Origin of the sequence: Murimonas intestini, assembly GCF_024622195.1 — a bacterium.
Taxonomy (GTDB): Bacteria; Bacillota; Clostridia; order Lachnospirales; family Lachnospiraceae; genus Murimonas; species Murimonas intestini.
Window position 1 is genome coordinate 37933 of the sequence record NZ_JANKBI010000024.1, and the last position, 12120, is coordinate 50052.

At 45.1% G+C, this 12120-nt stretch carries 9 protein-coding genes; 5 read left to right on the forward strand and 4 right to left on the reverse strand.

Annotation, left to right across the window (positions count from 1 at the left end):
* Nucleotides 1-1077 precede the first annotated feature (1077 nt).
* The 5 genes from NSB28_RS22980 (at nucleotide 1078) to NSB28_RS23000 (ending at nucleotide 6514) form a co-directional block, all read left to right on the forward strand.
* On the forward strand, nucleotides 1078-2025 hold the full coding sequence (locus tag NSB28_RS22980) for a helix-turn-helix transcriptional regulator (protein WP_109627053.1): 948 nt from the start codon (nucleotides 1078-1080) through the stop codon (nucleotides 2023-2025).
* On the forward strand, nucleotides 2025-2741 hold the full coding sequence (locus NSB28_RS22985) for a response regulator transcription factor (protein ID WP_109627056.1): 717 nt from the start codon (nucleotides 2025-2027) through the stop codon (nucleotides 2739-2741). Before NSB28_RS22980 ends, NSB28_RS22985 begins: the two co-directional genes overlap by 1 nt.
* Nucleotides 2719-4146 carry a sensor histidine kinase gene (locus NSB28_RS22990; protein WP_109627058.1) on the forward strand — a complete coding sequence of 476 codons (1428 nt, stop codon included), beginning with the start codon at nucleotides 2719-2721 and terminating at the stop codon, nucleotides 4144-4146. The genes NSB28_RS22985 and NSB28_RS22990 overlap by 23 nt, the downstream gene beginning before the upstream one ends.
* 249 nt (nucleotides 4147-4395) lie before the next feature.
* Nucleotides 4396-5280, forward strand: a complete 885-nt coding sequence (locus NSB28_RS22995; protein WP_109627061.1) for an ABC transporter ATP-binding protein — start codon at nucleotides 4396-4398, stop codon at nucleotides 5278-5280.
* Nucleotides 5281-5284: 4 nt separating this feature from the next.
* Nucleotides 5285-6514, forward strand: a complete 1230-nt coding sequence (locus tag NSB28_RS23000) for an ABC transporter permease subunit (RefSeq protein WP_109627063.1) — start codon at nucleotides 5285-5287, stop codon at nucleotides 6512-6514.
* Nucleotides 6515-6611: 97 nt separating this feature from the next.
* Here the strand turns inward: NSB28_RS23000 and NSB28_RS23005 are convergent, their stop codons facing one another.
* The 4 genes from NSB28_RS23005 to NSB28_RS23020 all read right to left on the reverse strand — a co-directional run bounded on the left by NSB28_RS23005 (nucleotide 6612) and on the right by NSB28_RS23020 (nucleotide 11860).
* Nucleotides 6612-8708 (reverse strand): glycoside hydrolase family 31 protein, encoded by a 2097-nt coding sequence (locus NSB28_RS23005; protein ID WP_109627065.1) that lies wholly within the window; start codon nucleotides 8706-8708, stop codon nucleotides 6612-6614.
* A 3-nt stretch (nucleotides 8709-8711) separates the two neighbouring features.
* Nucleotides 8712-9539: a carbohydrate ABC transporter permease gene (locus tag NSB28_RS23010; protein ID WP_109627068.1), complete on the reverse strand. Its 828-nt coding sequence runs from the start codon at nucleotides 9537-9539 to the stop codon at nucleotides 8712-8714.
* Nucleotides 9529-10437: a carbohydrate ABC transporter permease gene (locus NSB28_RS23015; protein ID WP_109627070.1), complete on the reverse strand. Its 909-nt coding sequence runs from the start codon at nucleotides 10435-10437 to the stop codon at nucleotides 9529-9531. The genes NSB28_RS23010 and NSB28_RS23015 overlap by 11 nt, the downstream gene beginning before the upstream one ends.
* Nucleotides 10438-10555: 118 nt before the next feature.
* Complete coding sequence (locus tag NSB28_RS23020; protein WP_109627073.1) at nucleotides 10556-11860, reverse strand: ABC transporter substrate-binding protein; 1305 nt, start codon at nucleotides 11858-11860, stop codon at nucleotides 10556-10558.
* Nucleotides 11861-12120 lie beyond the last annotated feature (260 nt).

Sequence of the window (12120 nt, forward strand, 5' to 3'; positions counted from 1 at the left end):
TTGCTGTTTAAGATAGTAACAAGACGCTTTGTGTTGATGGATAGTGAGCTGTCAGGCAGGGCAGGGAAGGGGGTCAGGGTTCTGTCCGAACCGCTGCGTCCTGAAACTCTAAGGCTGCGTGAAACGCTAGAACCGCAAAAAGCGGCCGGAAACTCGGTGCGTTTGCCGATGCAACCGCCCCTCAGACAGCTCCGGCCTCGAGCGCAAGCGCTCGTTTTTGCTAATCGCGTTCCCCGCAGCCTAAGAGTTTCATGTCCTCACTATAGTCCGCCACCCTGACCCCCTTCCCTGCCCTGCCTGACAGCTTCAAGTTTTTCGGCACAAAGCTGGCTGTTATAAACAGGCTGTAGTGGATGTGAAAAACTACTATGTATAGAAAAAAACTTTATTAAAATTTTTCCTATAAGATCCCCGCTTTTAAAATCCGATATTCTCAAAATACGATTCAATATACCTACAAATTTAGTACCTGATTCAATATAAATATAAAGAAATCAAATATCATATATAATATTTTGATCCCAGATAATAATCGTTTCCAACATATTTACTGAAATCCAATAACGTAGTGGTCCCACCCATCCCCAGCCTCATTGCAGGAGCCAGCTTTGCACCGATAAACTTGGCATCAGCGGGAGGGGCAGGTGTGGGGAGAGGTTTGTGGTGAAGGACTGTAGCGAGGAAGATGAAACTCTTAGGCTCTGGTATCTGCGGTCAGCGAAAGTGAGCGCTTGCGCTCAAGGCCGGAGCTGTCTGAGGGGCGTTTGCATCAGGCAAACGGACCGAGTTTCCGGCCGACTTTCGCGGTTCAAGCAGATTCCGGAGCCTTAGAGTTTCACTCCGCAGCGGTTTGGACTGAACCGCGAACCTCTCCCCACACCTGCCCCTCCAGCTGATTCACATCATAAAATGCAAAGCGTCCTCCTCTCCTCCCCTAAACACTATAATAATATTCCATCCCCCCTCCCTCAACAATCAACATATTACATAATCCTATAACAATCTTCTATTCTATGTTATAATAGTTCCATAGTAAGCCGGACATCCTTCGGCAGAAAGGTTATGACGTAGCAGAATATGAATATTACTATTGATTTAAAAGATGACCGCTCAGAGAGGGTACATTATGATACTCCGCACTTTCCTGTGTATGCCCGTAAAGGGTACCTCTCCTACTATCCCAATTATGCCGCAGCTAGCCATTGGCATGATGATGTGGAACTTATTGCAGTACTGTCCGGGCATATGAATTATAATGTAAATGGAAATATAGTAACTTTGAAGGAGGGCAGCGGCATTTTTGTGAATTCCCGTCAGCTGCATTATGGATATTCTAAAGATTTCTCCGAGTGTGAATTTATCTGTGTCCTGCTTCATCCTGTCCTGCTCTGTACTACAAGGGAGATGGAAGAAAATTATGTTTCTCCTGTATTGTCAAATGCAGACTTTGCTTACAGGTTCTTATCCTCTGATACCTGCTGGGAAAATGAGATACTTGCCTCTGTACGGCAGATATATTATGATAAATCAGAACCGGCATCTATGCTCCGGATACAGAGCCTTTTCTTTCATATATGGGCGATACTATATGAGCATATGCCTCCGGCGGTAAAACAGGCGCCCAAGCCCAGCCAGAGGCTGACATCCCTCAGGGATATGATGGGTTTTATACAAAACCGGTACCGTGAAAAAATATCCCTGGATGAAATAGCCTCTGCCGGAAACGTGTGCAAGAGCAGCTGTTGTTCTATCTTCCAGAGTTATCTGCACAAGACGCCTAACGGGTATCTGACAGACTACAGGCTGGACAAAAGCCTGGAACTGCTGCGGGAGACTGATATGAGCATCGCGGAAATAGGCTGCGACACAGGATTCTGCAGCCCCAGCTACTATACAGAAACCTTCCGCAGACACTTTGGGTACAGCCCCGCCATATACAGGAAAAACTTTGCACAAAAAGTCACGCCTCTTGCATGTAACTGTGAAGATGCCAAACAGTTACCATCACGAAAGGAATATATCTGATGAATAAATATAAAATAATGGTTGTGGATGACGAGCAGGATATTTTAGACTTGCTTGAAAAAGCATTAACAATTGAAGGCTTTCACAACATAATCAAAGTTACAACAGGGTTAAACGCTGTAGATTTTTGCAAAAAAGAACAGCCGGACATTATTATTTTAGATGTCATGCTGCCGGATCTGGACGGTTATGAGGTCTGCAGACAGATCAGGCAGTTTTCTCATTGCCCTATTTTGTTTCTCTCTTCAAAGAATGATGAAGTTGATAAAATACTTGGCCTGGCTGTCGGGGGCGATGACTATGTAACAAAGCCTTTCAGCCCAAAAGAAATAGCTTACCGTGTAAAAGCGCAGCTGCGCCGGGCTGAGTATAAACAGAGCCCGGTACAGGCCCAATTGATTAAAATTGGGGCAATCACCATTGACCCGGACGGCTGCCGCATTATGAAAGACAACAGGGAAATAGGATTAACTGCACGTGAGTTTGAAATTTTACATTATTTAGCCCAGAATACCGGGCGTGTTATCAGCAGGGAACGTCTGTATGAAACAGTTTGGGGGGAGGACAGCTTTGGCTGTGACAACACGATCATGGTGCATATCCGGCATTTGAGGGAGAAGCTGGAGAGTGATCCGGCAGCTCCTGAATATATCATTACAATGAAAGGATTAGGCTATAAGTTGGTGAATCCCTATGAAAAACAGACTAAAATATAGTCCCTTATTGCGTATCATCGCTTTTCTGTCCGCCTTATTCCTCATAATCGTAGCTTTGGCAATCGGTATGTTTTACTATGCCTTTTCCATTCCGGAGCCGGAGGGACTAAGCCTTGCTTCATGGCCAAATACATTTACCAACAATTTTTCTATATGGATAGAGTATGAAGATGAAACCGTCAGTGTAAAGGAGATCGGACTTGACAGATTAGATGAATATGGATTATGGGTACAGATTATTGATGAAGCAGGACAGGAGGTATTTTCCCACAATAAGCCAGAAAACTATCCGGCAGAATACAGTATTTCGGAACTTGTAACTCTTGCTGCAGGCAAATCTGAAGATGGAAATACTCTTTTTATCAGCAGCTTTGAAGATTCCGATAAAACTTTGAATTATATAGTAGGCTTTCCATATGCCGTAGGAAAATATACGTTATACTATAATGGCGAAAACGTAGCCCGGCTGTCGCCAATGGTGAGAAATATAATATTGATCGCTGCCTGTATGCTTGTTATTTGTGCATTTGTATATGCCTTTTGGCTCTCACGGAAATTATCAGCCATCATGGACAGTATTAGAAAGATATCCCTTCACTGCTATAAGCCTGCAAAGGAAACAGGTATATTCGGCGAGGTTTACGGCGCCTTGAATCAGATGGACATGGAAATAAGGCGCAGCAGCGAAATCCAGGAAGAGACAGACCGCACCCGAAAAGAGTGGATTGCAAATATTACTCACGATTTAAAAACACCCCTTTCCCCCATAAAAGGATATGCTGAATTTCTTACGGACGGCAGCAGCCCTGACCGAAAGACGGTTCGTGACTATGGGAAAATCATCTTAAAAAACGTAACCTATATTGAAAATCTGATAAATGACCTGAAGCTGACATATCAGCTTGAGGCCGGTGTTATCCCATATACCCCGCAAAAAATCAGGACCATACGTTTCTTAAAAGAATTAGTGATCGATATTGCAAATGATCCTGGTTTTTCGGAACGTGTGATAGAGTTTGAAAGCAGTATGCCGGAAATGACAGCAGAGTTTGACCCTGATCTGATCTGCCGCGCTGTTCAAAACATTATTATCAATGCCCTTGTGCATAATGGCCCTGATACAAAAGTAAAAATATCCGTCAGTAAAGTATCTGAAAACAGATTTCATATTTCCATCCGTGATAATGGGAAAGGCATGAGTCAAGCGGAGCTGTCAGGCTTATGGCGCCGTTATTACAGAGGTACAGATACTCAAAAAAAGCCGGAGGGCAGCGGCCTTGGCCTTGCAATTGCAAAGCAGATTATAATACTTCACGGCGGCGATATTACAGTCAGCAGCGAACCCGGCAGGGGTACGGAGTTTTTAATCATACTCCCGCTGAAAAATGAGAATGCTGATAACTAAGGCAACTATTCAGCAGGTCTGTGCATTTACTGCACAGACCGTAAGAAAATGATTCAAGGGTGCAAAAATCCCATCGCCGGAGGCGATTTTAAATGGATTTTTGCATGTAACTGTGAAGGTACTGAACAGTTACTAATTAAGGTTAAATTAAGACAGGAAAAAACCACACATAAGACAGGCAGTCTATTCTATAAAGCATAGGCTGCTTTCTTTTTTATGCGCCTATAATTAAATATAGGGAGGTCCGCAATGAAATTACAATTACAGCATTTGAGTAAACGCTATGGTACAAAATACGCTGTCAATGATGTGAGCACTGTTTTAAAACCAGGCATATATGGTTTGCTCGGCGCAAATGGTGCTGGGAAAACAACTTTAATGAGAATGATATGCGGCGTACTAAGGCCTGCTTCCGGCAATATATATTTAAATGGGAAAACCATTGAAGATCTTGGGCAGCGCTATTACTCTCATTTGGGCTATATGCCGCAGGATCTGGGATTTTATCCTGACTTTACCGCCCGTGAATTTATGCTCTATATGGCGGCAGTAAAAGGACTTGACAAAAAAGAAGCCAAAACACGCACTGAGAAATTATTAGAAATGGTTAATTTAAGTGATGTGGCAAATAAAAAGATCAGGTCCTACTCCGGCGGAATGAAGCAGCGGTTAGGAATAGCACAGGCTGAATTGAACGATCCGTCCATTCTTGTATTGGACGAACCCACGGCCGGGCTTGACCCGAAAGAACGCGTGCGCTTCCGTAATCTGATATCTGACTTTGCAAAGGAAAAAATCGTCATTTTATCCACCCACATTGTTTCTGATGTTTCCTATATTGCAGATACGATCTTAATGATGAAGGATGGCAGATTTTTACTGCAGGAACCTATGGCTACCGTTACTGACTGCATTGACGGCAAGGTATGGGAGATTGTGGCGGACAGCCGTGAAGCCGCAGAATATAGCAGGCGTTTTTCCGTAGTCAATCTCCACCACGAAAACAATATGGTGCGTCTGCGCATTATCCATGAAACATCCCCGGCTGCGGGTGCATTTACCGTTCCGCCGAGTTTAGAGGATCTATTCTTGTACTATTTTGGGGAAGAAGCTCAGAATGAAAGGAGTGAGTAGTAAAATGCTGGTAAGATGTGAATTTCTAAAAATACTGCGAAAAAAATCTACATTGATCATCATGGCTGTAAGCCTGCTTGTAACAGCCTTCCTTTTTGGTCTTCCGGTTCTGCAGTTTCAGACATACAATAAAGACGGTGTACTAAAAGGAACTAAAGGTATTGCCTATGAGAAAGAGCAATTCTCAGCTGTATCTGTTCTTTTGACAAATGAATATATCACCCAGACAGTCCGTGAGGTACAAGAACTTTTTAAGGATCCCAATAATGTGGGCTATGACGGAAATGAACAATTTTTAATAGGTGACGCATACTGGAACAATATCGCTCCGAGAGAAAAACTGCTTAATACGATCGCCTCAACATATGCTGCTCCAGGTGAAAGCGCTGGATATAATAAACTGCCGGATCTGGACATAACAGGAGGAGGTACAGACTTCTATCAGGCAAGGGAAGATAAGATTGAAAAGCTGCTTAATACTCCGTCCCGTGAATTGTCCGAAGAACAAAAAGCGTTTTGGCGGAAGATGAACAGCAATGTGGAAGAACCTTTTCAATACGGCTACCATGAAGCGTGGACAACAATCATAAGCAGCTTTGAGCTGCTGATGTTTGCACTTCTGGCAATATGTATCGTGCTTGCCCCTGTTTTTTCCGGTGAATATCAGGCCGGAACAGATGCCGTGATTTTATCTGCAAAATACGGCAAAACAAAACTGCCAGCAGCAAAAATCATAGCTTCGCTTCTGTTTGGACTGCTTGCCTTTACGCTTCATATTATAGCCGCCTTCGGAATACCTCTTGCAGCATTTGGCGCAGATGGATGGAACCTGCCTTTGCAGGCTGCAGGCACAACTGTACCTTACCCCTATACATTTCTGCAGGCCACACTAATTAGTCTGGGTGTTGTATATATGATCCTGATAGCCATGATCAGTTTGACGCTGCTCTTATCCGCAAAAATGAAAAGTCCGTATATTGTGCTGACTGTGCTTGTGCCTGTCCTTTTTATTCCCATCTTCCTGTCCCCTGATGGTACCTCGGGAATATACAATCAGACTTTGTTTCTGCTGCCATACCGTGCCTCCATGCCCGAAGTCAGCAAATATATATCTTACCAATTTGGAAGCTTTGTTTTAGACGCTTTTTACGTCAGGACGATTCTGTATGCTGCTCTGGCAGTGATCATGCTTCCTTTGGCAAAGCTGGGATTTAAGAAGCATCAGGTGTCATAAAACTGCAATCGGAATTTTCTCACCGCCAAAGCCGCACAAATATAATATTTATGCGGCTTTGCAGCGGTTAAGACAGCTCATCCGGCTGTTCTTTATTCTACTTTTTTACAATCATTCCATCCGGCATCTGCTTCCAGCAGGATGTCTCCTCCAGCTGGCCGCCTGGCGTCAAAACAATTACAGATGTATGCCTCTGTATATTGTAATCCTTCTCATATCCGTTGTCCTGATACAGTTCATATTCGGCGCCATCTTTTATATATCCCAGTACTCTCAGCCTGTTCTCGTCTACTTCTTCCACACAGCGGCCCCCTGAGGATACAGGCACCAGATGGTCCGGCCTGATAAACATAAGGACTTCGTCCAGTTTGGCCTGGATATAGTGGTATCCCTTTTCCATGATCTCTGTATCCATATCCTCCAGGCTGCGCATGCGGTACATTTTCATATCTTCCGGCAAGTATACACAGCGTCCCTGGGCATTCTGCTCATATACAGGGGCGATCATTATACTTTCTCCCACCAGCAGCTGGTCTTCCACAAGCTTTGCCTGGCTGTCATCTCTGTATACAAAAGACAGGGGACGGAAGAGCATCTCATCCTTGATGGCAGCCTTCATATATTCACTGTACAGATATGGGAGCAGCCCGTATCTCAGCCCAATGATACCAGCAAAGCTTTCCAGCTTCTTAAACTGGTATGCTTCCTGCCTTCTCGTACCTGATGCAGAATGGTTTCTCATAAGAGGCGTAAATATACCCAGCTCCAGCCAGCGCATCAGAAGGTCCTCTGTTGCGTCTGAGCCAAAACCGCCCAGATCTGCACCTGTATACAAAAATCCGCACATATTCAGGGACGGCAGCATATGGATATTCAGGAGCAGATGTGACCACCAGGAATGGTTATCTCCCATCCAGATACCCCCGTAACGGTGCATGCCAATATACGACGACCTGGAAAACATAAGTATTCTTTTCTCAGGCATGAGCCTCTCAAATGCTTCCCCTGCCGCTCTTGTCATGTAATACCCGAAGAGGTTGTGAACCTTGTCATGCCTTATCTTCTCCCCTTTATACTGGTGGTAAAAGCTCCTGTAATCTTCAGGGTTGTTGGCAATACTCCTTACAAGATCCTGGAATTCAAAAAATGTATTCACATCCAGGTTCTTGTCCTTATATTCCTCCAGCTGTTCAAATACTTCATTCAGATGGTCCTCTGAATAAAAGATGGCCGGCTCATTCATGTCATTCCAGAAGCCTTCAATCCCCTGGTCCAGCAGAAACTTATATTTGCTGCCGAACCATTCCCTTGCCTCATCATTCAGCATGTCGGGAAAGTGCACACGTCCCGGCCACACTCCGGCCGTAAAGTATGTCCCGTCCTCCTTGCGGCAGAAATACCCTTTTTCTGTACCTTCCTCATAGATGTCATACCCTTCTTCTATTTTCACTCCGGCATCTATGATTGGCACCAGATGTATTCCCTGTTCCCGCATTTCTTCTGCAAATCCTGCGAAATCCGGGAAGGTTTCCTCATTGACTGTAAAATCCTTATACCTTTCCATATAGTCTATATCCAGATAAACGCTGTCAAGGGGAATATTGTTTTCTCTGTGCCTGCGGACTACCTCCCTGACTTCATCCTCATCCCTATAGCTCCAGCGGCTCTGGCCGTATCCAAAAGCCCATTTCGGAGGAATGTAGCTCTTCCCTGTTATCCTGCGGAATTCTTTTACAATATTTTCAGGGTCATCCCCTTTTATCAGATACAGATAATAGTCATTCGCCGCCATGGACACATCAAGGATATCCCGGTCTGTATATCCGATGTCAAACCGCACTCTCTGTGGTGTGTCCACAAAGATCCCAAAGCATTCTTTTCCGTCAATGATCAAAAAGTTATGGACACCGTACAGGGATCTTTTATTCTCTGTATGATCAGGATCATCTGAGCACCAGCTCTCGTAGACCCAGCCCCGTTTATTGATCCCTCTTATCTGCTGCCCCAGACCGTATACAATATCATTTTCGCTCAGGCTGCAGGTAAATCCGCATCCTCCCTCTTTCATTTTAAGACAGTCCAGGCCGCTCTCCGGCAATACGCCGTCCTCTGCCGGCACGCTCTCTGTCAATCTGATTTTTTCAATTACAGCCTCTGTCTCCAGAGGATTTCCATAGCAATATTTTAATATCATATCTTATCCTTTCACGCCGCCCTCAATAGAACCTTTTTTAGACTGGGTCTGGGCAATTATATATACTAAGATTATTGGTATCATCGACAGAAGGCTGCCTGCCATAAGCACATTGTATGCAGTTCCATATTGTCCGTTTAAGCTGTTTAAGGCCAGGGTCAGCGTCATCTTATTTTTATCAGTCAGCATCAGCAGCGGCCACAGGTAATCGTTCCAGCAGTCCATGAACGTAGTGATGCACAGTGTAGCGATAGTGGGCATACACAGCGGCAGTATCACCTTTCTGTATATCCTGAAAAGATTGGCTCCGTCTATCTTGGCTGCCTCTATAAAATCATCCGGCAGCGACCTCATATTCTGTACCAGCAGAAATATTCCAAATACCCTGAACAGAGAGGGCAGTATCACACTTGGATATTTATTTATGAGCTGGAGTTTATTCATTATAATAAACAGCGGGATGAGCGTCACCTGTGTAGGTATCATCATTGATGCCAGATATACCTTAAATAGCTTCTCCGAAAACGGAAACTTTATTTTCGTAAATGCAAAAGCCGCCATAGATGCAGAGATCACTGTGATCAGTGTATATGTAAACGTGATAAAGAGGCTGTTTCCGGCAGCTTTCAGAAACGGAAACATAGTAAATACCTGCGAGTACGCTTTCGTGGTAGGCTCTTTTGGTATCCATTGGATAGGCATAGCCATCAGGGCCCCCTTGCTCTTCAGGGATGTGGAGATCATCCAGAAAAACGGGATCATGACAATGACCGCAATTAAAGTCGTCAAAAAATAGTACCCGACACTGCCCCATATTTTTTTACGATTCATAGTGCACCCAGCCTTTCTGCAGCTTCAGCTGTACTGAAGTCAGCGCAAAGATTATAATAAAGAGGAGCCATGAAAATGCGGCGGCATATCCCATCCTGAAGTAACTGAAACCGTAAGTATAGATACGCTCCACCATTACCTGCGTGGCCCCGTTAGGTCCCCCTTCCGTCATGATCATGACCTGTGGAAACAGCTGGAACGCGTTTATCAGCGCCATGACAAGGCAGAAAAATATAGAAGGAGTCAGCAGAGGTATGGTAATCTGAAAAAATGTCCTTATCCTACCGGCTCCGTCAACCTTTGCAGCCTCATAAAAGGTCTTGTCAATAGACTGCAGTCCTGAGAGCAGGAAAAGTCCAAAGAACCCCATATCCTTCCACACAGAGGCCAGAACTATCGCGGGCATGGCCCAGACTTCACTGGTCAGCCAGTTAGGACCTGTGATCCCGATAACTGCCAGCAGCTGGTTTAAAATACCATACTGGGGACTCAGCACCCATTTCCATATCAGGCTGGCTGCCACCCAGGAGGTCAGCACTGGTATGTAATACATGACCCGAAATACCGATACCCCTCTCCTCGCCTTATTCAGCAGCGTGGCAATGGCAAGTGAAGCAATAAATACAAGCGGGATATATAATACAATATAATAGCAGGTATGCCCCAGGACTGCCCAGAATTCTTTGCCTCCCAGAATCTGTGCATAGTTGTCAAGTCCCACAAAATGGCTTACCAGAGTGTTCAGATTTAATTTTTCAAGCCCATCCCAGTCAGTAAAGCTCATGATAATAGACACAACAATAGGAAGCAGACTAAAGACTATCATGCCTAAGAAGCTGGGCAGCATAAAAGGGACTGCTCCCAGCGCCTCCCGCTTTTTCTTACCCTTATTTTTCATACCGTTACCTCTCTCCTCTAAAAAATCACGGCTCTCCCATAAGGCTATCCTGCACTGCCGGGCACAGGATAACCCTGCTGCCGGACATCCTCCGGCAGCCTGGAGACTACTGCTGTAACTATTTTAATTTGATCTTCTGTGTACATTCTTCCTGTGCCTGGTCAAGCGCTTCCTTTGCCGTGATCTTCCCGGATGCCGCTTCGCCCAGTTTTTCTGTAATGATATCTGACATCATGCTGTAATCCTCAATGATCGGCGGTGTGATCAGGTAATCCAGAGAATCAAATACAGCCTGCCTGTTATCCGGCGGTGTTGTTTTTAAATAGTCAGCCAGAACTGTTTCATCTGTGATTGCCGGAAGGTCCCATCCGTCTGCTATTCTGATCTCTGCCGCTTTAGGGCTGGAGGCAAGCCAGCTTACCCATATGGATGCCGCTTCCTTTTGGCTGCTGTCTGCATTTACTACATAAGCATTGCTGAAGAAATGTGTAGCCTTCTGTGTTCCGCCCGGCTCTACGCAGATATCCCAGTTAAATTCACATGCCTCTGTAAATTCGCCGAATGCCCATATGCCTGTAGGAATCATTCCCAGCCTGCCGCTCTCGAACAGATCCCAGTCCTTCATTCCGCCCATCTGGGCCTCTGTAGGCTGTACATTAGAATCCACGATCCTTCCAACCATCATCTCTGCAGCTTCCTGGTTTGGAGCTGAGTTAATTGTAAACTCTGTCTTGTCCTCATTGAGCAGGGAACCGCCGTACTGTGCTGCTACTTTAAAGAATTCATTATAAGTAGTGGGAGCGTAGATACCGTAAATATCATCCCCAAGGGCCCTGATCTTCTCTGCCGCTGCCTGCGCATCATCCCAGGTCCAGTCTGCGTCCGGGTATTCCACCCCTGCCTGGTCAAACAGGTCTTTATTGTAAATAAGCACTACATTGGAGAAGCTGCCTGGTACGCCGTACTGCTTGCCGTCTACATTAAATGCATGTAAGGCTGTCTCATTAATGCCGCTTGTATCCACATCTTTGATCTCCGCAAGTACACCCTTAGCCGCATACGCCGCAAAATTCTCTATATTCAGTTCATAACAGTCCGGGGCTGTCCCCCCTGCCACTCTTGTCTGCATCTGTGTAAAGTAATCATCATAACCAACTGTCTCTATGTCAACCTTAATCGTAGGGTGTTCCTCTGAAAAAGCCTCATACATCTTCTCCAGTGTCTCTTCATGGCCGCCTGAAGCATTAAAATTCGTAAATTTAATAGTTACCTCTTCCTCCGGGTCCTTCACCGGAGCCATAGCCGCCTCCGTCTCAGAATCAGCTGCATGTACTGTTGCGGCAGTCCCGCATCCGGCCATGGATGCTGCCATAACAGATGCTAACATAATGGACAATGCTTTGTTAACTTTCTTATTTCTCATAAATTCCTCCAGTCTGCCGCATACGGCGGCATAAGCTTAATCTGTTCTGTTTTTAGTTGCATCTTCTCTGCCGATACGTTAGAATAAAACTGGAGTAGCACGATACTGTACGGCACCTTCAGTGCCGTTCGTTTGCCGACGACAGGTATTTTGCTATTCCTTTTTATTCCCCGTATCCCGGACTTCATGTCCCCCGCGGCAGGTACTGACGCCTTCTTTTTTCTTTTTGCACAATACTCTCCTCCTTTCCCATACAGACC

Bases quoted from the DNA above. Each gene is read 5' to 3' on its own strand.
- NSB28_RS23000 (WP_109627063.1), top strand. From the start codon at position 5,285: ATGCTGGTAAGATGTGAATTTCTAAAAATACTGCGAAAAAAATCTACA.
- NSB28_RS23020 (WP_109627073.1), bottom strand. From the start codon at position 11,860: ATGAGAAATAAGAAAGTTAACAAAGCATTGTCCATTATGTTAGCATCT.
- NSB28_RS22990 (WP_109627058.1), top strand. From the start codon at position 2,719: ATGAAAAACAGACTAAAATATAGTCCCTTATTGCGTATCATCGCTTTT.
- NSB28_RS23005 (WP_109627065.1), bottom strand. From the start codon at position 8,708: ATGATATTAAAATATTGCTATGGAAATCCTCTGGAGACAGAGGCTGTA.
- NSB28_RS22985 (WP_109627056.1), top strand. From the start codon at position 2,025: ATGAATAAATATAAAATAATGGTTGTGGATGACGAGCAGGATATTTTA.
- NSB28_RS22995 (WP_109627061.1), top strand. From the start codon at position 4,396: ATGAAATTACAATTACAGCATTTGAGTAAACGCTATGGTACAAAATAC.
- NSB28_RS23015 (WP_109627070.1), bottom strand. From the start codon at position 10,437: ATGAAAAATAAGGGTAAGAAAAAGCGGGAGGCGCTGGGAGCAGTCCCT.
- NSB28_RS22980 (WP_109627053.1), top strand. From the start codon at position 1,078: ATGAATATTACTATTGATTTAAAAGATGACCGCTCAGAGAGGGTACAT.
- NSB28_RS23010 (WP_109627068.1), bottom strand. From the start codon at position 9,539: ATGAATCGTAAAAAAATATGGGGCAGTGTCGGGTACTATTTTTTGACG.